The sequence below is a fragment of the Streptomyces sp. NPDC038200 genome (assembly GCF_055600785.1).
Map to the genome: position 1 here is coordinate 49,360 of NZ_JBVJYH010000002.1, position 21,749 is coordinate 71,108.

A 21,749-nucleotide genomic window follows, 5' to 3' on the forward strand; every position below is an offset into this window, starting at 1 on the left:
AAAGGCTCGGCTGGAGGTCGAGCTGGAGGAGGGCGGTTTCGGCGCGCGAGCGGCGACTGTCTCGACCTGTGCCCGCACTCGCGGCACTCGGCGGCCCGGTTCGCGGTCATGCCGCCTGCCGCCCGCCGTCTGCGGGCGCAGAACCGGGCCAGGCGTATCGGTCGGGCCGCCCGCCCGGTGACCGGTGCCTTTCCCTCGCCCCCTTCGGTCCGGCGGGCGTCCGGACGTGGTTGATCTCCCTGCGACTCCGCTGCCCGAGTGGTGCCGTTCCCGACGGGCCGAGCGCTCCTGTTTCCGGCCCCGAGCTGTCGATTGAGTTTCCATACGGCGTATGGTACGACTGAAGGCATACGGCGTATGGAAACCGGGGTGTCACCGGCGCCCCGCCGCACCGCATGGCACCCTTGCCCGCCTTTCCCCCTGGAGGAGCCAGCCATGACCACACAGTCCGAGACCGATCTGCGGCCCATCCGGTCCCCGCGCGGAGTACCCCTCCTCGGCCACACACCGCAGATCCCCGGCACCAACCCGGTGGAGTACTTCGGCAAGCTGTCCAAGCAGTTCCCCGAGGGCATCTACGGCATGGACATCGCGGGCATCGAGCAGGTCTTCGTCTCCGACCCGGACCTGGTGGCCGAGGTCTGCGACGAGACGCGCTTCTTCAAGCAGGTCGAGAAGACACCACTGGCCCATGTCCGGGACTACACGGGAGCCGGCCTGTTCACGGCCCACCAGCACGAGGAGGAATGGGGCATGGCGCACCGGATCCTCCTCCCGGCCTTCAGCCAGCGGGCGATGAAGGGCTACTTCGGGCAGATGCTGGAGATCGCCCGGAACCTGGTGGGCAAGTGGGAGGGCAAGGAGGGCCGGCCGGTCGACATCACCGACGACTACACCCGGCTGACCCTGGACACCATCGCCCTGTCGGGGTTCGGCTACCGGTTCGACTCCTTCGCCAAGGAGGAGCTGCACCCCTTCCTCAACGGGCTGCTGGCGGCGCTCGTGGAGTCCCTGCGGCGCTCCCAGGAGCTGCCCATGATGACCAGGCTGCGCAAGGCGGACGAGAAGAAGTACCGCCAGAACATCCAGCTGATGCGGGACCTCGTCGAGAGCGTGATCAAGGAACGGCGCGAGGGCAACGGCAGCGGTGAGGACGACCTGCTGGGCCTGATGCTCGACGCCACCGACCCGGAGACCGGCAAGCCGCTGCCCGACGACAACGTCCGCGACCAGGTGGTGACCTTCCTGATCGCCGGCCACGAGACCACCAGCGGCCTGCTGTCGTTCGCCACGTACTCGCTGATGCGCAACCCGCACATCCTGGCCCAGGCCTACGCCGAGGTGGACCGGCTGATGCCGGGCGACACGGTCCCGGACTACGACACGATCATGCAGATGGACGTGATCCCGCGGATCCTGGAGGAGACCCTGCGCCTGTGGGCTCCCATCCCGCTGATCGGCAAGGCCCCGCTGGAGGACACCGTCATCGGCGGCCGCTACGAACTGAAGAAGGGAACGAGGGTCAACATCCTCGAAGGCCCGCTGCACACCCACCCCAAGGCGTGGGACCGGCCCGACGAGTTCGACATCAACCGGTGGCTGCCGGAGAACCGGGTCCACCACCACCCGCACGCCTACAAGCCGTTCGGCAACGGCGTGCGTGCCTGCATCGGCCGCCAGTTCGCGCTCACCGAGGCCCGCCTGGCCCTCGCGCTGGTGTTGCAGAAGTTCACGTTCTCCGACACCGGCGACTACCAGATGGACGTGCGGGAAGCGCTGACCCGCAAGCCCGGCGACTTCCGGTTGGTCGTACGGACCCGCCAGGAGCACGAGCGCACCGTCTTCGGCGCCGCGGACCCGCGGACCGACGACACGCGGGCGCAGGCCGCGGTCAGTGGCGTGGGAGTGAACCTGACCGTCGCCTACGGCTCCAGCCTGGGTTCCTGCGAGGACCTGGCGCGCACGATCGCCGACCGTGGCGAGCGCTCCGGGTTCGGCACCACCTTGGTCGGCCTGGACGAGCTGGGTGACCACCTGCCCACCGAGGGGCTGCTCGTCGTCGTGGCTTCCAGCTACAACGGCAAGGCCCCGGACAACGCTCAGCGGTTCGACGAGCTGATCGCCGCGGGTCTGCCGGAGGGTTCGCTGTCGCACGTGCGGTTCGCGCTGCTGGGGGCCGGCAACACCCAGTGGGTGGCGACCTACCAGGCCTTCCCCAAGCGGATCGAGCAGGCGCTGCTGGCCGCCGGCGCCTCCCCGGTCGTCGAGCGCGGCATCGCGGATGCCGCCGGTGACTTCGACGGCATGGCCTCCCGCTGGACGGACACCCTGTGGACGACCCTGGCCGCGGAGTACGCCGCCGACACCTCCGCCACCACCGGGCCGCGCTACCAGGTGCAGCTGCTCACCGAGGCCGACGTGCGCCCCGCCATCGTCTCCGAGCAGGCGTACCCGCTCACCGTGGTCGCCAACGAGGAACTCGTGGCCGACGCCACCGGGCTGTGGGACTTCAGCATCGAGCCGCCGCGCCCGGCCGCGAAGTCCCTCACCATCGAGCTGCCGGCCGGTGTCACCTACGACACCGGCAACCACCTGGCCGTCTTCGCCAAGAACGAGCCGGCCCTGGTAGACCGCGCGCTGGCGCGGCTGGGCGTCGACCGCGACCAGGTGCTGCGCCTGGACCAGCCCGCCGGCGGCCGCACGCACCTGCCGGTCGGCGTCCCCGTCACCGCCGGGCTCCTGCTCACCGAGTTCCTGGAACTGCAGGACGTGGCCACCCGCTCCCAGATCCAGACGCTGGCCGAGCACACCGAGTGCCCGTGGACCCGGCCGCAGCTGGAGTCCTACACGGCCGACACCGCCGAAGGCGGGGAGCGCTACCAGAAGGAGATCCTGGGCAAGCGGGTCTCCGTGCTCAACCTGCTGGAGCGCTTCCCGGCGGTCGAGCTGCCGCTGGCGGCGTTCCTGGAGATGACGGGCCCGATCCGCCCGCGGTTCTACTCCATCTCCTCCGCTCCGCAGGCCAACCCGCGCCGGGTGCGGCTGACCGTCGGTCTGCTGGAGGGCCCGGCCCTGTCCGGCGACGGCCAGTACCGCGGCACCTGCTCCTCCTACATCGCAGGCCTCGCGCCCGGCGACGTCTTCTACGGCTACGTCCGCGTCCCCTCCCCGACGTTCGCACCGCCGGCCGACCCGGCCATCCCGCTGGTCCTCATCGGACCTGGTACCGGCATCGCGCCGCTGCGAGGGTTCCTGGAGGAGCGGGCCTGGCAGTACGAGAACGGCACACAGGTCGGCCTGTCCCAGGTCTTCGTCGGCTGCCGCCACCCCGAGCACGACTACCTCTACCGGGACGAGATGGAGATGTGGGAGCTGTCCGGGATCGCGCAGGTGCACACCGCCTTCTCCGCGGTGTCCGGGCACCCGGCACGGTTCGTGCAGAACGCCCTCGCCCATGCCGCCGACACGGTGTGGCAGGCCATCCAGGACGGTGCGTACATCTACGTCTGCGGTGACGGTCGCCGCATGGCACCCGCCGTACGCGAGGCACTCGCCGCGATCCACCGTCAGAAGACCGGAAGCGACGACGCGGCCGCCCAGCGGTGGCTCGCCCAGCTGGAAGCGGACGAGCGCTACCAGCAGGACGTCTTCGCCTGACCAGCGGAGACCGGGAGGCGTGCGGCGGCCCTGACCCCCCGCACCCTCCCGGCCCCCCCACTTCCGAGGTATCACACGGCACCCGTCGGCCCGCACGCGCGGGCCGCGACGTGCCGCTCACAGAAAGCAGATCTTCATGGACACCATGCTCGCCGGACGTTTCCACCTGGACAGCGGGAAATTCGCCGTGGAGGAGGTCCCCGTCCCCGTCCCGGGCCCGGGCGAGGTACTCGTCGAGGTGAAGGCCGCCGGTGTCTGCCTCTCGGACGTCCACCTGATCGACGGATCCCTCGTCCCGCTGTTCGCCACCTCCGACACCGTCACCGTCGGCCACGAGGTCTCCGGTGTGATCCACACCCTCGGCCCCGACCTCGAACGCGGCCTGTCCGTCGGCACCCGCGTCACCCTGGAGGCCGGCAAGACCTGCGGCAAGTGCGCCGGCTGCGTGCGCCGCCGCCCCTGCACCCAGATGCTCACCGCAGGCATCGACTACGACGGGGGCTGGGCCCAGTACACCCTCGCCCGCGAGGACACCCTCGTGCCCATCCCCGACAGTCTCCCCTTCGACCAGGCGGCGATCATCCCCGACGCGGTCTCCACCCCCTACGCCGCCGTCGTCGCCACGGCGGGGGTGCGCCCCGCCCAGGCCGTCGGCGTCTGGGGCGTGGGCGGTGTGGGCGCGCACAACGTCCGCGTCGCCCGCCTGGCCGGCGCCGCGCCGATCATCGCCGTCGACCCGCTGCCCGGCGCCCGCGAGTGCGCCCTGGCCTTCGGTGCGGATGTCGCCCTGGACCCTGCCGCGCCCGACTTCGCCGACCAGGTCCGCGCGGCCACCGGCGGACAGGGCCTGGACTTCGCCTTCGACTGCGCCGGCGTGCCGGCGGTCCGTGAGCAGGCCGCGTCCGTGCTCGGCCGGAACGGAGTCCTGATCCTGGTCGGTATCAGCCCCCGGCCGCTCACCCTCAGCGAGGGCCTGACCTTCAACTACCTGGGCAAGCAGGTGCGCGGCCACTACGGCGGCACCCCCGAGTCCGTCACCGAGCTGGTCCGGCTCGCCGAGGTCGGTCGTCTCGACCTGGCCCCCTCCGTCACCGACCACATCCCGCTCGCCGACGCCGCCGACGCGGTCGACCGGCTGGAGAACAAGACCGGCGACCCGATCCGCCTCGTCCTCGTCCCCTGACACCTGCGCAGCATCCGTGCCGCGGCAGAAGCGCATCAAGGCCACCTCGGGCAGGGGTGAGTGGGCGCCGGTGCTCGAGGGAGCGCCGGCGCCCACGGCTGTCGTACCCCCGGGAGAGGGGTACGTCGACGCACACCGGCCCGGAAGCCTTCCCGGCGACCCGGTAGCCGGCGTGCATCCACCGCAGTACGACCCCGCGAACGGTGATGCCGAGACCCACTTAGTCGTCGTTCAGGCACCCTTACGGAATCGCTCGCTCAGCCTTCTGCCCTGCGCCGGTGTGACCACGCCGGAAGGAGGCTCGTCACCCAGGGATCGCGCCAGCTCGGTGGCGTACAGGTCGACGGCCGACTCCGTCAGGTCCGCCAGGGTGCCCGCGGCGTCTCGCCCCCGCCGCCAGCCGAGCAGCAGCACGACGACGCCGGCCAGGGCCGCCGGCCACCACCGGGCGCCCAGGCACAGGTAGAGCACGCCCCAGCCGCACTGTGCGGCCGAGCCGGTCATCGCCTCCCGCGCGGCGATCACGTCGGTGCGGCAGCTTTCCGGCAGGAGCAGCCACAACCGGGGCCAGGTGAACGGGAAGTCGAGCCCGTACTGACTCCGGACGCGCACTCCCACGCCCCGCAGCCGGTCACCGATCCACGTCGGGCGGGCCGGCTCGGTGAGCGCGACCGCGTTGCGGTGCGCGACGCGGGCAGCCCGTTCCTCCGCCGGGGCGTCCTCGGCAGCGGTGTGCGCACGCGTCCAGCGGAAACGACGCCACCGGACGAGAGGGCCGGTCAGCCACGCCGGGCCGGCGATCAGCCAGATCTTCTCGACCACGGTGCCGAGGCCGCGCGCCAGCAGTCCCACCGCCGCCGCGGCTGCCACGGCCGCCGCGGCCAGCAGCGCGGCCGATACGGGACGGTGGTCGTAGCGGAGGGCGACGTGTTCGGCGGCGTGGCCCAGCCGCCGCCCGTCGAGGGCATGGCGGTGTCCGAGCACGGACGCCACCCCCGCGAGCACGGTGAACAGCGCCCCGGGCAGGACCAGCAGGCTCACCCAGCGTTCGGCGAGCTTCGTGCCCAATCCGGAGAGGAAGGCGTTCATCCGAACGACAACGGTTCTTCGAACACGGCGCACTCGGGCAGGGGAGCGCCGGGCTCGCGGACTTCGGTGCGCGTGCACCGCCTGCCGGGGCAGGCGTAGGAGCCGGGCGGCGGCGGTGCGGCTTCCAGGCCCGGGACCGTGACGTACCCGCGCGGTCGCGCCGCCATGCCCAGACACTCACGGACCGCTTCCAGTACGGACGTCACCGGCCGCGTACCGCTCCGCAACTCCGTGAGCATCCGCTCCAGTTCGACGGACCACCCGTCCTCCCTGGCCAGCCCGCGCAGCTCCGGCAAGTCGCGGCAGAACTCCCTCAGCCCGACGGTGTTCCCAGCGGTGGCGTCCACCCGTTCCTCCCCCCACCCGTCCTCCGCGGCATAGTCTCATCGCTCATAGGGACGAGTCATGACTTCAGTGTCATTTCAGTGACCGCTCGGGGGGCGTCGTGAACATCCAGGACCTGGCTTTCGCCATGGAGGAGTGCCTCGACGCGTTCGAAACCAGTGGCGATCCGACGGTGTTACGGGAGCCGGAGGCGGAAGAGCTGGCCCACCGGCTCTACTACGCGCTCGACTGGTTCGAGCCGTTCACCGGTGTGGCGTCCGCGCGGGCGTTCAACGTCGCTCTGCTGCTGGCTGCCTTCCACTTCCACCGTTTCGAGGACGACGGCTCACGAGAGGACGTGGAGCGGGCCGTCTTCCTCTATCAGCTGGTGTGTCCGGCGGCCCCGCACCACGTGCCCGAAAGCGTGCTGCACTCCTCCGGAAACACGGCGACGACGTGGGCGACACGCCCTCCGAGAGCACGCTCGCGGGGTACACCGCCCGGGCCGTCAACCTGCTCAAGGAGGCCGAGGCGAAGGGCGACCGGCGGCTGCTGGACGACGCGGTCGAGTGGTGCCTGCTCGCGGTGCGCGCGAATCCGCGGCAGGACGTGGTGTGGGCGGAGGCACTCGTCACGCTCGGGAACGTCTTCACCCGCCGCTACGAGTACACGGGTCACGAGAAGGATCTGGACCGGGCCTACGTCGTCACCGTGAGAGCGGCAGAGGTGATCCCCGAGGACGATCCGTGCTTCCTGAAGGCCTGCTCCGGCTTCGGGCACATCGCGATCCGGATGTTCCAGCGCACCGGGGAGCTCGACACACTCGATCTCGCCGTCAACGCGCTGCGCAAGGCGGCCTACGGAGCCCCCGAGGACTACGAACACCGCGCCACCCTGCTGACCAACCTCAGCACGGCCCTGAACCTGCTGTACGGGCACACCGGCCTCGCCGACGCGGCCGTGGAGGCGCTCGAAGCACAGTTCGAGGCGGTGCGCATCACCCCGCGCGACCATCCCGACCTGCCGAGCCGGCTGGTGAACCTGGCGGGTGCGCTCGCAGGCCGTGCCGGACAGGCCGCCAGGGCGGACGCCGAGGACGACTCGTACGACCCGTACGACCAGGCCGTCGAGCTGTTGCGCGACACCCTGCCCCTCGTCCCCGACGGCCATCCCGACCGGCCGGGGTGCCTGCACTCCCTGGCCGACGTGTTGCTGGCACGGTTCACGGCGAAGAAGGATCCCCGCGACCTGGCCGATGCCGTCGACGCGAGCCGGTCGGCCGTCCGGGCCGGTGCGGCCTCCGGCTATCTGCGGCCGGTCCTGCTCAGAGGCCTCGCCAAAGCCCTGAGCGCCCAGGCCGGCCACTTCGGGCTGCCCGGCGCCCTGACCGAGGCGGTGACGGCGCTCCGCGAGGCCGCCACGCTGCTCTCCGACGACCATCCCGAGCGCACCGGAATCCTGACCGCGCTGGGGCTCGCGCTGCGCGACCGGTTCCACGCCGAGGGGAAGCCGGCCGACCGGGTCCAGGCCGTCGTCGCGCTGCGCGAAGCATCCGCCATCCCCACCGCGTCGCCTCAGGACCGTGCGCTGGCCGCCGTCGGCGCGGGGCGTGTCGCCGCCGATGCCCGGGCCTTCGCCGGCGCGACCGAGTCCTACGCCCTCGCCCTGGAGCAGCTGGAGCTGACCGCCTGGCGTGGACTTGAGCGCCCTGACCGGGAACGCCTGATCGCGAGGTTCCCGAACCTGGTCGCGGACGCGGCGGCCTGCGCGGTGCGCGCCGGGCAGGCGGAACGCGCCGTGGAACTCGTCGAACAGGGCCGCGGCATCCTGCTCGCCCAGGCCCTGGAGACCCGCACCGGCCATGGGGCGTTGCGCGCCCAGGCGCCGGAACTCGCCGACCGGCTCGGCCAGGTCCTCGATGAACTGGAGCGGCTGTCCGACAGCCCGTCGGGCGCCATCGCCGAGGAAACGGACGAGCGCCGGCGGGCGCATCTGCGACGGGCGGCCCTCGCCCGGCAACGGGACGAGCTGCTGACCGAGATCCGCGCGCTGCCCGGGCTCGACCGGTTCCTGAGGCCGCCGTCCTTCGCGACGTTGCGGACCGCCGCCGCGCGCGGCCCGGTGGTGCTGCTCACCGCGAGTGAGTTCGGCTGCTCGGCGCTCGTCCTGACCGGGGCCGGCGTACGAGTGGTGCCGCTCGCCACGGATGTCCGGCGACTGACCGATCAGGCGGTCACCTTCCTGCACGCCCTCGGTTACGAAGCGTCGCCGCTGAAGGCGCGAAAAGCGGTCGTGAACAGCCTGGACTGGCTGTGGAAAGCGGTCGTCGCGCCCGTGCTGGACGCGTTGGGGTGCCGCGAGCCGGTCGGCCCCGGTGGCGAATGGCCGCGGCTGTGGTGGTGCCCGACCGGGCTCTTCACGCTCTTTCCGCTGCACGCCGCAGAGAGCCGCCGCCCCGACGACGGCGGCACGGACACGGCCCTGGACCGGGTCGTCTCGTCCTACACCCCGACTCTGCGCGTCCTGCTGCACACCCGTGAGCGCCCCGGGCCGGCGGCTGGAGAAGACATCCGTCGCCTCATCGTGTCCCTGCCGTCCACTCCGGGCCTGCCGGACCTCCCCGCCGCCGAGGAAGAGGCCCGGGCCCTGCGCCGGCGGTACCCGGACGCCCAACTCCTCGCCGGGCCCGCCGCGACCACGCAGACGGTCGTGGACGCGCTCACCCGCTGTTCCTGGGCGCATTTCGCGTGCCACGGCTCGCAGGACCTCGCCGAGCCGTCGCGTGGCGCGCTCATGCTGCATGACGGCCCCCTGATGCTGTGGGACATCGCGAACCTCCGGCTCCCGCACGCGGAACTCGCTTTCCTCTCCGCCTGCGAGACCTCCCGTGGCGGTGTCGTCCTCGCGGACGAGGCGATCAGCTTCGCCGCCGCCGTGCAACTCGCCGGGTTCCGTTATGTCGTGGGCACGTTGTGGTCCATCGACGACGCTCAGGCATCGATCGTCGCCGACCGCGTGTACGAGAACCTGTCGCGCCAGGACGTCCTCGACCCGGCGGGCGCCCTGCACGCCGCGGTGCGGGCGGTGCGGAGGGACCGACCGCAGGCCGTCGTGAACTGGGCTCCCTACGTGCATGTCGGCCCGTGACCGACGGCACGACCCCGCCGCCTGCCTCCGCTTCGGGATTCACTCATGCATGCCGCGGCCCGCTGCCACGGTGGCGGGGTCGGGCTCGGCGAGACCGCGGACCCGCTCGCCGGAGGCGTTCGCCGGTGCGGTGCGGGGAGGCCACCGCCACGACAGGACTCTGGTGAGGACTCTGGTCAGGAAAGCCACCTCCACGTCCTTCGGCAGTGGTGCGGGATGTTCCCAGTACGAGCAGGGACCGCCGACCCTTCCGCCCATGCTCACCCCCGCCCCGGTCCCGTGGTTCTACGGCACGTTCCCGCCCGGCATGCGCACGGTCCCGCGGACCCTCGCGGAACACCGGACCACCGGCGTCCCGGCCGGAACGGGCCGCTCTCCGTCCGCCCGCCCCCTCGTCTACGTGAGCCTCGGCACCCTGACCACGGCCATGCCCGGCCTCCGTACCGTGGTCGGGGACCTGTACGGGGAGATCCTGGCCGCCCTGTCGGGCATCGACTGCGAAGTGACCGTGTCAGCGGGTGCCCTGGCGGAACGCCTGCGGAACGCGCACCCCCGCGTCACGGTCGCCGAGCACGTCCCGCAGCCCGCACTCCTGCGCCGAGCCGATCTGTTCGTGACGCACGGAGGGAGGGCCTCGCTCCTGGACGCAGTACAGGGGGCAACCCCGGTTCTGGCCATGGGTGTTCTCGCCGACCAGCCCCACAACGCCGCCGCGTTCGCGCGGCGCGGTCTCGGTCGGTCCCTGGGCCTCTCGGCGACGCGCCACGAGATCGCCGAGGCCGTGACGGACCTCCTCGGCAGTCCGCGCTATCGCACGGCCATGACCGCCGCGGGTGACGAGCTGTCACGGCTGCCGCCGCTCGACCTCGTGCAGTTGTGGAATTCAGTACGACTGTGATCGTGCGGCCGGTTCGGCGGCGGCACCCGGCGGGATCGCCGTCCTGGGCGCCACACTGAGAGGCACCCCTTCGTCACGCCTCCCGGAGCGCCCGTTGCCCCCAGTCCCTCCGTCTCCCGACGGTCCGGCCGACGCGGACACCTTCCCGGCCGTCCGCGATCACACACACCTCTTCCCGGGTGCCCGCCCCCGCGTCCAGGGCCTGCCCGACCCCGCCGCATTCGCGCTGGAACCCCGGCCGGTCGAGGTGGACCCACGCTTCTCCGACGGGGTGATCACCCACGCCGAACTGCGCACCCCGGAGCCGGACGTCCCCCTCCTCGCCGTCCCGGCCTACGCCACCGCCGCCGGCACCCACATCGACGCCCGCCCTTGGACCATCCGGGCAGCTTCCGCCTCTTCGACCACGAGCGGAGCCGGACGAGGATGCGACGGCGGTGATGATGCCGAGGAAGACGCACCCGCGCTTGCCGGCGCCGGCGCCGGCCTGGACGTACTGAGCATGACCAGAACGACAAACCGTCCCTCGAAGGGAGACGACTGCGGCGAGCCAGAGCCCCCGGTCGGCGGCCCGTAAATGAGTTGCCTCGGCGGGGGAGGGCCCTTACTGTCCTGCCGACGTGACAGACGCGTGACTTCGGGATGGGGAGGTTGATGAATATGGCTGCCGTGGGCCTCCATCAGCATGCCCTCGTCCGGCCCGCGCGCTAGCGGAGCGCGGCCCGGTCACTTCAATGACCAGGAGAGACACGTGTCTTCCTCTTCCCCTTCGCCCACCCACGCCGACGTGGTCACCACGCGCCTTGTCCTTCGACCCTGGACCATGGGCGAGGCCACCGCGGTCCTCGGCGACATCCGGTCCCTGCACTGGGCGGACGACTTTCCCGCCGAAGGCGATCGCGTGATCGCGAGCCTCTTCGACCAGCACCCCGCCTGGCTCGGCGCCTACGGCCACCGTCTGGTCATCGAGCGCGACACCGGCTTGACGGTGGGCTCCATCGGCCTGTTCTGGCCGCCCAGCGAGGGCGCCCTTGAGATCGGATACGGCATCGTCGCCTCCCGCCGCGGCCGGGGCTACGCCCCCGAGGCCACCCAGGCCCTGGCCGAGTTCGCCCTCGCCGCGCCCGATGTCCACACCGTGTTCGCCGACGTGGAACTGTCGAACCCGTCCTCGGTCCGCGTACTGGAGAAGGCCGGCTTCCACCGGTGGGCCACCGAGGAGAACACGGCCAAGTTCAGGATCACGCGTCCGGACCGCGACGGGCGCTGATTCCCCGGGGGTCCTGGAGACGATGTCCTCCAGGACCCCATCGCGGTGACCCAGTCCCCCGGACGGCCGGCGCAGGCGCCGTCCGGTACTGGGGCTGGGCGCGGGCTCCAGCGCAAGCCACGGTCGGAGGCGAGCAGCCAAACAGTGGGGTGAGCTGCCGCATGGTGAGATTCGTGCGGGAGTACACCGCCACCGGGAGCACTCGCTCGGTCAAGGGAAGACATCACGGCCGGCCGTCACTGGGTCCGTTGCCGCCACGCTCCCGCACCACCCGAAGCAGCTTCTCGAGCCGCCCCATCCGCAGCCCGGTGAAAGTCTCGGCCCACGCCGGCTACCCCCTCAACTCCCCACGCAACCAGGTGAAATGCCCGCCGCTAGGCCTTCTGCAACACCCTTTAGTCGGCGTCGAGGACGAAGCTGGCCTGTGTCCGTAGGGACGACAGCGCGATGAGGGTGGCAGTGGCCAGGTAGGCTCCGGCGGGTGCCTTCGCCGTCTCGCCGCAGGAAGTGAGGCGGTGGCGGGTCCAACGGTAGGTGATGGTGGCCGGGGCACCGGGTGACACGGCGATCCAGCGGTCAGGAGCCCCGGCGGCGCAGGTGCTCGAGTCCCACATCGGATGATCGTCGGCGGTTGCGAGGGTGAGCCGGACCGACTGCGGCGTGACGTTGATTCGGCATTCGGACGCGCTCGTGACGGTGAGCACGAGGACCGGATTCTCCTCCCGGTGATAGCTGTTGTGTTGTGACCTCAGCCGTGCCGTGACCGATCCGGTCGGGCTGTCTGCCGTGCAGCGTGGCAGGCTCTTCACCGCCGGGGTGTTGACCGCCTGCCCGCCCAGGTCCGGCGTGGTGCCTGACGGTGGAGCGGAGGCAGTCCGGAGGCCGCTGGCCGCGGCAGACGGTGAGGCACTGGCCGTGGAGGAGTTCCCGGCCGTTCGGTCGTTCCGGTTGCTGATCGGCTCGTACGACGCCCAGATCCCGTAGCCCAGACCCCCGATCAGGAGCGAGGTGGCGCCGACCAGTAGCACGACCCGTCCCCGAGAATGTGGACCCCGCAAGGCGCGCTTCCGCAGCCTGTCCAGTCGTTTGAACTCTTTCTCGAACTCCTTCTTACGCCGCTCGAACTCCTTCTGCCGTTCTTGCCGTCCAGTTGTCACGTGGCTCGACGAAGCGCGGCGTCCGTTCGGCCTGGATAGCTCCTGCCCGCTCCGGGGGGTGACCGCCGGTGCGGGCGCACCGAGGCTCATCACCGCACTCTCGTACCGGTTGGCACGCCCCGCAGTGGCGGGCGAGGCGGTTCGGGACGGCCCTGGGGCCGGCAGGTGCGGTGAGGGCAGGAAGAGGAACTCGTCCTTCTTGATGTCGGTGTCGATGCGCACGGTCTGGGGCTGACCGGTCTTGCAGTACGCGCGGTGCAGGAGGTCGACCCGGTCTTGCACGGCGTCCTCGAACGTGGCCAGGTCGAGCGCCGACGTGGCGGGTTGAGCCGAGATGACGTCCGCCACCGCCCGGGAGAAGAGGCTGAACGACGCACCCGACGTGATGCCGGGCACCGGGTCGACGGGCGTATCGCCCGGGCGGACGAACAGCGCGTACTGGCCCTTCGCGCAGCCGTAGACCTTGGCCACTTTCCGCCGTAGCGATGCGCCGACCTTGTCCTCGCTCCACCTGCTGACTCCTGTTTGCCCCATCGAATCCTGATGGATCCCCTCCCGGCAGGCATCGATCAAGAAGACGACGTGCTCGGCGAGGGAGTTTTCGAGCTCTGCCTCCCAGTTGATGGCCACGCATCCCGAGGCAAGCGGGTACGTGTCCTCGTGTATGTCCTCGGGTATGAGGTAGCTACGGCCACTGTGGTGCATCCCGTGGCCGCTGAGGACGATGACGAGCGTGTCGCCTTTGCGGGCACGCCTGACGAAGCCGCCCACCTGACCGTTGATGAAATTCGCCGAGATGGGCCTGCCGAGGGTGTTCCGGGTGAACACCTCCACCGCGTCGAACCCACTGCCGGTCAGCGCCGACGCCAGCCGGTCGAGATCATCGCCGACGAAGGGCAGGGGCTGCACGCCACGTGTCTCGTACGCGCCGACCCCGATGAGCAATGCTTTGTACCGCCCCACGACCCACCGATCACTGCTTGAAGACCAGCACGATGCCGTGGCTGCGCTGCGCCTGGGCTCCGCCGATGAACTGCACGCCACCGCTCGCCGTCACCTGCACCGACAGATGGGCCTCGCGCAGCGGCAGGGCCCCGCCTCGTGCGGCGGCCTCGCCGAAGATCTCCTGAAGGGCGTCCACGGCCTCAGCCAGGTTCTTGCGCAGCGGTCCCAGTGGCACGCTGCGCAGCCGGGGCTCCTCGTCCCGTCGGCCGAACAGGCTCATGGAATCACCCTCGTCGTCGGTGTCCTCCTCGTGGGACACCCAGAACGGCAGCGCGCTCACGGCGGACGGTTCGCTCGCTGAATGCATAGGCCCCCCTCGGGCAGTGACGACGCCATTACTGTACGGACAACGCGGCTCCTGTGGGGCGCGAATCAAGCTCCGCAGCCTCCTGCGGTCAGCGACAACCCCGGCATGATCCCAACCAGGACGTTCAGCGCAGGCCGGGGCCTTCGTGCCGAGCTTGCCTCAGTCCTCTCGTAGGCGGACCTGGCCGTCGACGACCGCGTTGTGCGTCATCGAGGCAGCCCACAGCGATGACGCCTGGCCGCCCGAAGTCCCGGACTCGTATGAACGTGCCTTGTCACTGGCTCGGGAAGAGGTCCTGAGCGGTACCCGCTCCAAGCGCTCCGATCCCGGGACGGGGATCGACCTTGATGTCCGAGAAGACGAGCACTTCAGGGTGCTGTCGGCCTTGGCTCCCTGGAGGATCAGCGAGCGAGGCGGAGTCCGGCCTGTATCGGTCCACGAGCTTGTCGAAGCGGGTTGCTCTCGCGCGGAATTGCTTGAGCCGACTGAAGCACCTCTCGATGACGTTGTGGTGCTTGTACGCTTCCCCGTCGAAGGCGGGTGGTCGGCCGCCTCGGGAGCCCCGACGGAGGCGGTTGGCGACCTGGTCAGAGCGTTCAGGGATCGTACCGGCGATGCCACGACGCCTGCACCAGGCACTTATCGCCCCGTGACGAGTACGCCTGGTCGGCGAGGACCCGATCCGGGCGGATGCGTGCCGCTCGCCGAACCGGTCTGCCCGTCCCCCCCCGTACCGGGTGTGGGCCCCGCGGCCGAGGGCTGTGAGTGTCCTGACACCGCAGGCGGTGGCCGACATGGTGTCGGCCACCGCCTGGGCGGAAGGGATGCCGGTTCGGCTGCGTGGAGAGGGGCGTGGTGTCAGGTGGTGGGGCTGCCCGCGACCCACTCGCTCCACGGCATGTTCCAATCGCTGAGGCCGTTGTCCGGGGCCAACGCGGTCTTGTCGTCGGAGTTCTTGACGATCACGACGTCACCGATCATCGAGTGATCGAAGAACCACGCGGCGGGCTTCCCGCTGTCGCCGCCGCCCCTGACATCCTTCAGGCCCACGCAGCCGTGGCTGGTGTTGGCCTTGCCGAAGACCGAGTCGGCACCCCAGTAGTTGCCGTGCAGGAACGTGCCCGAGTCGGTCAGGCGCATGGCATGCGGTACGGCCTTGATGTCGTACGAGGGCTTGCCGTCCTTCTCGGTGAGGCCGACGCTCGCGCCGTTCATACGGATCTGCCGGTACTTCTCGGAGATCACCATCTGACCGTTGTACGTCGGGTGCTCGGGGCTGCCGGACGAGATCGGGATGGTCTTGATCGTCTTCCCGTCCCGTACGACGGTCATCTGGCTCGTCTTCGCGTCGACCGTGCTGATCTGGCTCCGACCGATCTTGAACGTGACCGTCTTCCGGGTGCCGTTGCGGACGAGCTCGACAGTGACGGTGGAGCCCGGCTTCCAGTACTTCTCGGGGCGGAAGTCCAGGCGGTGGTCGTTGAACCAGTGGCCTACGACCCGCTGGCCGCTGCTGGAGCTGACCCGGATCTCCGACTGCACGGCGGCCTTGTCGCTGATCGCCTTGTCGAAAGTGAACATGACCGGCATGCCCACGCCGACGGTCGAGCCGTTCATGGGGGACAGGTGCCCGATGAAGTCGTTCGCCGGGGAGAGCGTGGTGATCGTGGTGTTACCGGTGGCGGAGCGGCCCTCGGCGTCCTCGGCCTCCACGGAGATCTGATACCTGGTGGCCTGTGCCAGCCGGCCCTTCGGCTTCCAGGAGGTGCCGTCCGCGGATCGGGTGCCCTGGATCTCGGCACCGGTCGCGATGGCGATCATGGTCACCTTCGTGAGATGGCCGTTGCTGACGGTGACACGGACCGGGGCGTCGACCTCGACGCCGTAGGCACCCTGCCCGGGCGTGATCGCTATACGGGCGTCGGAGGTCTCCTGGGCGCCTGTCTGCTTCGCGGGCGCCTGCGCCTTCGGGTGGTTCCCGGCATCGTTGCCGCCGGAGGCGGCGTGGCTGGTACCGCCCAGGGCGGTGACCGCGAGGACGCCGCCGAGCACGCCGGCCGTAGCCACTAGTCCGGTGTGTCGTTTACCGAGCGTGATCAAACGCTTCTCCCATGCCGCTGGTCTCTGTCCCCCTGTGCTGTCGCCGAAGGCGTCCATCCAGCTTTAACCTCTTATGGGAACGATTGCGAACGGAAACGGACTTTTTGTGGTGAAGGCCACGCATTGCCCGAGGGTGCTGCCGAGGCAGGGGCAGAGGACGGCTGTTCGCGACGGAGCCTTCGGCCCGGCCGCCTTCACCCGGGACGCGGGGGAATGACGGCCCGGAGCCGGGGCACAGGGCCGGTGTACACACCATGTGATTGATGGGGACGAGGGAGACTCGCGATGCTCATGGCGCACCCCGCCGTACTGACGGACCTGATCGAGCAGTACGAGACGCTGCGGCTACTGCGGGCCGAGGACGGCAGCCCCGAGGTGCGCCGGCGCATGGACGACGTCGCCTACACCCTGTGCGTGGCCACCGGCACCCGCGACATCGACGCCGCACTCATCGCCGCCCGCCATCAGCTGCCCGGCGCCCGCCCGCAAGACGACTCCCTGCTCACCGCCTGACCGTTGCCGGGCTCGCCCTGCCGGCACCAGCGCCCGTATCGATCTGCCCGCACCGGTCCGCGTGCTGCGAGTCCCGGAGCCGGAGAACGAGCCCGGGTGGCAAGCGCCCTTGCGTGCCTCGTCGGGCATCGAAGCGCTCGTGCTCCGGCCGCGCCGGCAGGCGCGTGGGGCGGTCAGTGCAGCGCGTCGAGGGCGGCGATGATGTCGGCCGGTTCGGCGCGGGTGGTGTAGTCGGTGTCGACGAAGGCCCAGCGGATCGCGCCGGTGCGGTCGATGACATAGGTGGCGGGCAGCGGGAGCGTGCGCGGGTGGCCGCCATTGACGCGCTGGAGGTCGAAGCCGAGCTTGTCGTAGACGGCGGCGAGGTCGTCGGGGAGGTCGAAGGCGAGGCCGTACTGCTTGGCGGTGTCGGAGCCGATGTCGCTGAGGACGTCGAAGGCGAGGTCGTGCTTCTCGGTGAGGGTGAGGGACTCGTCGGGTACCTGCGGTGAGACGGCCACCAGGCGGGCGCCGCGGGCGGTGATCGCCTCGTGGTGCTGCTGGAGGGAGTGCAGGGCGATGTTGCAGTACGGGCACCAGGCGCCGCGGTAGAAGGTCAGCACGACCGGGCCGTCGTCGAGCAGGTCGTCCAGGGCCAAGGTCTGCCCCGTCGCGGAGGGGAGGCGGAAGCGCGGCGCCTGCGCGCCGACGGTCAGGGCGCGGTCGGCCTGGCCCGAGGCGGCGAGTTCCTGTCCGGCCCGCTGCATGATCTGTCGGATCTCGGCGGGGATCTGCTGCTGGCGGGCTTCGTAGAAGGTGCGCAGTTCGGCGTTGAGGCTGGTCATGGTGCTCGTTCCTTCTGGTCGGCGACTGGAGCGGGACCCTCAATCTTGAAATGACCGTTCCAAGATAAGAGTTTGCGTGGTCCCGCGCCAGCCGTGCGCAGGTGCCGATGAGTCAGAGGCTCGTGAAGGGGCGATGGTCGGCCAGGGCGAGCGCTTTGACGAACGCGGCGAAACGGACCGCGCGGCGGGCGAGGTGGCGGCGGAGGCGGGGGGTCTGTGACCCGTACGCGGCCGCCCAGAGGGCTGGTATGCGATTCATGGCGGCATGGTCGCGGCGGGCGGCGGCCCCGGGGGGCGATCGTGGACGAAGCTGGACGCCTTCGCGCTGCTGGTGGTGGTGAGTGGGGAGCTGTCCCGCTCTGTACCTGTCGACCCCTTTGCGGTGTACTGAACTGGGAGTATCTTGGAATCCTCATTTCAGGATGACGGGGTGAAGCATGCCGGACATCAAGCACTTCGATCCGGACGCCACCCTGGAGACCGTGGTGCGGCTGTTCTGGCGGCAGGGCGTGGCCTCGACCGGGATCCAGGACGTGGTGACCGCGACCGGGCTCAACCGCTCCAGCCTCTACGCCACGTTCGGCGGCAAGCAGGAGCTCTACCGTGCCGCGCTGCGCCGCTACCTGGAGCAGCGATCCCAGCCGATGTTCCGGCGCCTGGCCGAGGACGAACGGGGACTGCCCGCCGTCGCCGAATTCTTCGGCGTCCTGATCGAGGCCCGCTGCTCGGGCGAGTACGCCCGCTGGGGCTGCATGGTCTCCAACGCGCACGCCGGGTCTGAGAACAGCGACCCGGAGGTACGCGCCGTCCTGGACCAGCACCACCGGGAGCTGCGCGAGGCGATGTACGCCGCCCTCGTCACCGCGGAGCATCAGGGGCAGTTGCCCTCCGGCGCCGACCCGGGCGCTTCCGCGGATCTGCTGGCGCTGCTCGCCTATGGCGTCAATTTGCGCTCCCGTGCCGGTGCCGACGCTGCGTCACTGCGCAGGACGGTGACCGCCGCCCTGGACTCGATCGGAGTCCGGGCGGCGGCATAGACCTGGGCTGGAGCCGGCTCTCACTCTCCACTGGGTTCGGGCGCGGGTGAAGTGCCCGGACGCAGGGTGGGAGCCGCCTTCGCTTCCGCTTCCGCCGCGTCCGCCGTGTAGTCCCCAGGTGATGTGACGTCGATGCCCTCGGGGGCCTTCGCCGCCTTCAGGGCGAAGGAGAAGACCACCGTGACCAGGACGTTGACCACGAACGCGGTCAGGCCGAGGTAGCCGATCCGGCCGATGCCGGGGATCTCCTCGGCCGAGCCGCCGAAGTGCTTCTGCGTCGGCGAGGCGACGCCGTACGCGGCGGCCGTGCCGTAGATCATGCCGACCGCCCAGCCGGCCAGCAGCGCCCAGCGGTGGAACCAGCGCGTGAACAGGCCGCCGACCAGGGCCGGGAAGGTCTGGAGGATCCAGATGCCGCCCAGGAGCTGGAAGTTGATGGCGACCGTCTTGTCCATGGTGAGGACGAAGACCAGGGCGCCGACCTTCACCAGCAGGGAGACCAGCTTGGAGACCTTGGTCTCCTGCTCGGCCGTGGCGTCCGGCTTGATGAAGTCCTTGTAGATGTTGCGGGTGAAGAGGTTCGCCGCCGCGATGGACATGATCGCCGCCGGCACCAACGCGCCGATGCCGATCGCCGCGAAGGCCACACCGGCGAACCAGTCCGGGAACATGTCCTCGAACAGCTGCGGGATCGCCAGCTGCCCGTTGGTGACCTTCACACCGGCCGCGATCGCCATGAAGCCCAACAGGGCGAGCAGCCCCAGCATCAGGGTGTAGAGGGGCATCACCGTCGTACTGCGTCGGATCACGTCTCTGCTGCGGGAGGACAGCGTCGCCGTGATCGAGTGCGGGTACATGAACATGGCCATCGCGGAGCCGAGCGCCAGAGTCGCATACGTCCACTGGGCGCCGGGGGCGCTGACCAGAGCGCCGCGCGGTCTGCCGGTGGCGGGGTCGGTCTGGCTGTACGCCTCGCCGGCCTTGACGAAGATGTCGTCGAAGCCTCCCAGCTTGATGGGTATGTAGATGATCGCGACGACGATGACCACATAGATCAGCGTGTCCTTGACGAAGGCGATCATGGCGGGGGCGCGCAGGCCGGAGGAGTAGGTGTAGGCGGCCAGCACGCCGAAGGCGATCAGCAGCGGCAGGTCCTTGAGGAACCAGTTGGTGTGCTCGCCGCCGCCGACGCCCAGCACGTCCAGCACGGACCGGATTCCGACGAGTTGCAGCGCGATGTAGGGCATCGTGGCCAGGATGCCGGTGAAGGCCACGGCGAGCGACAGGCCCTTCGAGCCGAAGCGGCCGCGGACGAAGTCCGCCGTGGTGACGTACCCGTGGCGGTGACACACGGACCACAGCCTGGGCAGGAAGGTGAAGATCAGGGGGTAGACGAGGATCGTGTACGGCACCGCGAAGAAGCCGGCCGCCCCCGCCGCGTAGACCGCCGCCGGCACGGCGACGAACGTGTAGGCGGTGTAGACGTCGCCGCCGAGCAGGAACCAGGTGATCCAGGTGCCGAACGAGCGGCCGCCCAGGCCCCATTCGTCGAGGGTGTACGCGTCACCGGCCCTGCGCCAGCGCGCGGCGAGGAAGCCCATGACGGTGACGAGCAGGAAGAACAGGGCGAAGACGGTGAGTGCCACGCCGTTGACGCCGTCGGTCATGCCGCTGTACCTCCCTTGCCCGGCATCGGTGTTGTCGCCGTGGCCCGGGCGGCAACGGCCTCGCTGCTGACCAGGTCGTCGAGTGCGGCGTCCAGCGCGCTGGCGCCCTCGGGGGCCTGGGCGGCGGCCTGCGGGTTGCTGCCGCGGACGGCGACGGCGAGCCCCGCCAGAGCCATGGGGAGCGCCACGGACACCGCGGCGGTGCGGATGCCTCCGGGTGCCGAGAGGACCAGTGCGATCAGGGGCGGACCGAAGGCTCCGCCGGACTTGCCGACGGCCGCGGCCCAGCCGCCGGCGGTGCCCCGGATGGACAAGGGGTAGATCTCGGCCGTGTAGGGGCCGATGAGCGCGATGACACCGGCGGTGCCGGCGAACAGCAGCATCACGGTGGCGAGCAGGACGGGCCGGCTGCCCTCCAGCCCGATGGCTGCCAGCGTCAGAAGGGCGCCGACGGTGAGGGCCGCGTAGACGACCATGGTGCCCTTGGCCGACCAGCGCATGTAGAGCCATGCGCCGACCGCGCAGGTGGGAATGGCCAGTAGCGATGAGACGAACAGCAGGGTGGCGGCGGACATGCCGTGCCGGCCGGAGGATTCCAGCTGGCTGGGCAGGAAGGTGATGAAGCCCCAGTAGACGAGGCCCCAGGCCAGTGCGTAGGCGCTGACGACCAGTGTCTTGGTCGTCTGTGGGCTTGCGAACAGGGCGGAGGCGGGGACCTGCTTCGCTCGTGTCTGCCGGGCGGTGAAGGCGGCCGATTCGGGGATCCAGCGGTTCAGCGCGATCAGGATCAGGACCAGTGGGAGCTGGGCGAACCAGGTCACGCGCCAGCCGGCCAGCGGGATGAGGACGGCGGCCAGTCCCGAGGCGGCCATGTAGCCGCCGGTGGTGGTCAGTCCGGCTTGCAGGACCATGATGGCCGCGCGTCGGCCGGGCGGCAGGCTCTCGGTCATCAGGGCGTAGACGACGGGCAGCATGCCGCCGGCCGCCATGCCCATCAGGGCGCACATGACGAGGGTGCCGCCGAAGGTCGGCATGGCACCGCACACCGTGGTGCCGAGGAAGAGCAGGGAGGCGATGAGGATGGTGGCCCGGCGGCCGATGCGGTCCGCCGCGCGTCCCCAGACGAGTGATCCGAGCACGGTGCCGGTCAGCGCGACCGTGGGCAGCCACGAGACGTCGGCGGCGCTGAGGCCGTATTCAGCCCGCAGGCCGGGCGCGATGAACGCCAGGGTGGCCGGCTTCATCTGGTCCACCAGGAGGGCGAAGGTCAGGATGGTGATGAGGCGGCGGCGGCTCGCCGTCGTGGCGGGGGCAGGAGTGGGGGCGGCGGGGCGGGCGCCGGCTGTCCGCGGCTGCACGACCGCGATGCCGGAGAGCACCACGCCGACGACGATGGCGGCCATGGCCGCCCACATGATCGCCGGTGACATGTCCATCATGGACATGTGGAAGTGCATGGACGCGGAGTCGATGAACATCCACAGGTGCTCGACGACGCCGGCACAGGTGAGGGCGACACCGGTCCAGAACAGGAACGGCCGGGGTATCAGCGAAGCGGCGGGCGCGGCCAA

16 protein-coding genes and 3 pseudogenes are annotated in these 21,749 nt (G+C 70.5%); 8 read left to right on the top strand and 11 right to left on the bottom strand.

The genetic code is table 11. From position 1 onward, the window contains the following. Nucleotides 1-435: 435 nt before the first annotated feature. Together ACZ7KF_RS05420 and ACZ7KF_RS05425 are read left to right on the top strand one after the other, a co-directional pair. A complete protein-coding gene (locus tag ACZ7KF_RS05420; RefSeq protein WP_471069632.1) occupies nucleotides 436-3,657 on the top strand; it encodes a bifunctional cytochrome P450/NADPH--P450 reductase in 3,222 nt (1,073 codons plus the stop codon). A 136-nt stretch (nucleotides 3,658-3,793) separates the two neighbouring features. Next, nucleotides 3,794-4,840 (top strand): zinc-binding dehydrogenase, encoded by a 1,047-nt coding sequence (locus tag ACZ7KF_RS05425; protein WP_471069633.1) that lies wholly within the window; start codon nucleotides 3,794-3,796, stop codon nucleotides 4,838-4,840. Nucleotides 4,841-5,071: 231 nt separating this feature from the next. On the opposite strand, the gene ACZ7KF_RS05430 is transcribed toward ACZ7KF_RS05425, so the two are convergent. Together ACZ7KF_RS05430 and ACZ7KF_RS05435 are read right to left on the bottom strand one after the other, a co-directional pair. Beyond that, the gene (locus ACZ7KF_RS05430; RefSeq protein ID WP_471069634.1) at nucleotides 5,072-5,929 is read right to left on the bottom strand and encodes a hypothetical protein; all 858 of its coding nucleotides are present in this window, start codon (nucleotides 5,927-5,929) and stop codon (nucleotides 5,072-5,074) included. Further along, nucleotides 5,926-6,276: a hypothetical protein gene (locus ACZ7KF_RS05435; RefSeq protein WP_471069635.1), complete on the bottom strand. Its 351-nt coding sequence runs from the start codon at nucleotides 6,274-6,276 to the stop codon at nucleotides 5,926-5,928. The genes ACZ7KF_RS05430 and ACZ7KF_RS05435 overlap by 4 nt, the downstream gene beginning before the upstream one ends. Nucleotides 6,277-6,709: 433 nt before the next feature. Here ACZ7KF_RS05435 and ACZ7KF_RS05440 point away from each other — a divergent pair, with 433 nt between their 5' ends. The 4 genes and pseudogenes from ACZ7KF_RS05440 (at nucleotide 6,710) to ACZ7KF_RS05455 (ending at nucleotide 11,568) form a co-directional block, all read left to right on the top strand. Further along, nucleotides 6,710-9,400, top strand: coding sequence for a CHAT domain-containing protein (locus ACZ7KF_RS05440; RefSeq protein WP_471069636.1), 2,691 nt, complete (start codon nucleotides 6,710-6,712; stop codon nucleotides 9,398-9,400). A gap of 256 nt (nucleotides 9,401-9,656) precedes the next feature. Further along, entirely contained in the window at nucleotides 9,657-10,298 is a 642-nt protein-coding gene (locus ACZ7KF_RS05445; protein ID WP_471069637.1) for a glycosyltransferase, read from the top strand. A gap of 94 nt (nucleotides 10,299-10,392) precedes the next feature. Beyond that, nucleotides 10,393-10,683, top strand: a pseudogene (locus ACZ7KF_RS05450) (hypothetical protein); the annotation flags it as partial. Nucleotides 10,684-11,049: 366 nt separating this feature from the next. Then, a complete protein-coding gene (locus tag ACZ7KF_RS05455; RefSeq protein WP_471069638.1) occupies nucleotides 11,050-11,568 on the top strand; it encodes a GNAT family N-acetyltransferase in 519 nt (172 codons plus the stop codon). A gap of 117 nt (nucleotides 11,569-11,685) precedes the next feature. On the opposite strand, the pseudogene ACZ7KF_RS05460 reads toward ACZ7KF_RS05455, so the two are convergent. From ACZ7KF_RS05460 to ACZ7KF_RS05480, 5 genes and pseudogenes are all read right to left on the bottom strand, one after another. After that, nucleotides 11,686-11,866: pseudogene (locus ACZ7KF_RS05460) on the bottom strand (transposase family protein); the annotation flags it as partial. 97 nt (nucleotides 11,867-11,963) lie between these two features. Further along, nucleotides 11,964-13,769: a caspase family protein gene (locus ACZ7KF_RS05465; protein ID WP_471069639.1), complete on the bottom strand. Its 1,806-nt coding sequence runs from the start codon at nucleotides 13,767-13,769 to the stop codon at nucleotides 11,964-11,966. Next, the gene (locus ACZ7KF_RS05470; RefSeq protein ID WP_471069640.1) at nucleotides 13,699-14,037 is read right to left on the bottom strand and encodes a Pepco domain-containing protein; all 339 of its coding nucleotides are present in this window, start codon (nucleotides 14,035-14,037) and stop codon (nucleotides 13,699-13,701) included. The genes ACZ7KF_RS05465 and ACZ7KF_RS05470 overlap by 71 nt, the downstream gene beginning before the upstream one ends. Nucleotides 14,038-14,461: 424 nt before the next feature. Further along, nucleotides 14,462-14,768 (bottom strand): annotated as a pseudogene (locus ACZ7KF_RS05475) (transposase); the annotation flags it as partial. Nucleotides 14,769-14,895: 127 nt separating this feature from the next. Further along, on the bottom strand, nucleotides 14,896-16,194 hold the full coding sequence (locus tag ACZ7KF_RS05480) for a L,D-transpeptidase (RefSeq protein ID WP_471069641.1): 1,299 nt from the start codon (nucleotides 16,192-16,194) through the stop codon (nucleotides 14,896-14,898). Nucleotides 16,195-16,422: 228 nt separating this feature from the next. On the opposite strand from ACZ7KF_RS05480, the gene ACZ7KF_RS05485 reads away from it, so the two are divergent. Then, nucleotides 16,423-16,650 carry a DUF5133 domain-containing protein gene (locus ACZ7KF_RS05485; RefSeq protein ID WP_471069642.1) on the top strand — a complete coding sequence of 76 codons (228 nt, stop codon included), beginning with the start codon at nucleotides 16,423-16,425 and terminating at the stop codon, nucleotides 16,648-16,650. Between the two features lie 173 nt (nucleotides 16,651-16,823). On the opposite strand, the gene ACZ7KF_RS05490 is transcribed toward ACZ7KF_RS05485, so the two are convergent. After that, nucleotides 16,824-17,474 (bottom strand): peroxiredoxin-like family protein, encoded by a 651-nt coding sequence (locus ACZ7KF_RS05490; RefSeq protein ID WP_471069643.1) that lies wholly within the window; start codon nucleotides 17,472-17,474, stop codon nucleotides 16,824-16,826. 112 nt (nucleotides 17,475-17,586) lie between these two features. After that, entirely contained in the window at nucleotides 17,587-17,733 is a 147-nt protein-coding gene (locus ACZ7KF_RS05495) for a hypothetical protein (RefSeq protein WP_471069644.1), read from the bottom strand. A gap of 178 nt (nucleotides 17,734-17,911) precedes the next feature. Between ACZ7KF_RS05495 and ACZ7KF_RS05500 the strand changes: the two genes are divergently transcribed. Next, nucleotides 17,912-18,511, top strand: coding sequence for a TetR/AcrR family transcriptional regulator (locus ACZ7KF_RS05500; RefSeq protein ID WP_471069645.1), 600 nt, complete (start codon nucleotides 17,912-17,914; stop codon nucleotides 18,509-18,511). Between the two features lie 20 nt (nucleotides 18,512-18,531). Here the strand turns inward: ACZ7KF_RS05500 and mctP are convergent, their stop codons facing one another. After that, a complete protein-coding gene (mctP, locus tag ACZ7KF_RS05505; protein WP_471069646.1) occupies nucleotides 18,532-20,178 on the bottom strand; it encodes a monocarboxylate uptake permease MctP in 1,647 nt (548 codons plus the stop codon). Further along, entirely contained in the window at nucleotides 20,175-21,749 is a 1,575-nt protein-coding gene (locus tag ACZ7KF_RS05510; RefSeq protein ID WP_471069647.1) for an MFS transporter, read from the bottom strand. Before ACZ7KF_RS05510 ends, mctP begins: the two co-directional genes overlap by 4 nt.

Excerpts from the sequence above, each read along its gene's own strand:
- ACZ7KF_RS05420 (WP_471069632.1), top strand. The coding sequence starts at position 436 with ATGACCACACAGTCCGAGACCGATCTGCGGCCCATCCGGTCCCCGCGC.
- ACZ7KF_RS05425 (WP_471069633.1), top strand. The coding sequence starts at position 3,794 with ATGGACACCATGCTCGCCGGACGTTTCCACCTGGACAGCGGGAAATTC.
- ACZ7KF_RS05430 (WP_471069634.1), bottom strand. The coding sequence starts at position 5,929 with ATGAACGCCTTCCTCTCCGGATTGGGCACGAAGCTCGCCGAACGCTGG.
- ACZ7KF_RS05445 (WP_471069637.1), top strand. The coding sequence starts at position 9,657 with ATGCTCACCCCCGCCCCGGTCCCGTGGTTCTACGGCACGTTCCCGCCC.
- ACZ7KF_RS05470 (WP_471069640.1), bottom strand. The coding sequence starts at position 14,037 with ATGCATTCAGCGAGCGAACCGTCCGCCGTGAGCGCGCTGCCGTTCTGG.
- ACZ7KF_RS05480 (WP_471069641.1), bottom strand. The coding sequence starts at position 16,194 with ATGGACGCCTTCGGCGACAGCACAGGGGGACAGAGACCAGCGGCATGG.
- ACZ7KF_RS05485 (WP_471069642.1), top strand. The coding sequence starts at position 16,423 with ATGCTCATGGCGCACCCCGCCGTACTGACGGACCTGATCGAGCAGTAC.
- ACZ7KF_RS05490 (WP_471069643.1), bottom strand. The coding sequence starts at position 17,474 with ATGACCAGCCTCAACGCCGAACTGCGCACCTTCTACGAAGCCCGCCAG.
- ACZ7KF_RS05495 (WP_471069644.1), bottom strand. The coding sequence starts at position 17,733 with ATGAATCGCATACCAGCCCTCTGGGCGGCCGCGTACGGGTCACAGACC.
- ACZ7KF_RS05500 (WP_471069645.1), top strand. The coding sequence starts at position 17,912 with ATGCCGGACATCAAGCACTTCGATCCGGACGCCACCCTGGAGACCGTG.
- mctP (WP_471069646.1), bottom strand. The coding sequence starts at position 20,178 with ATGACCGACGGCGTCAACGGCGTGGCACTCACCGTCTTCGCCCTGTTC.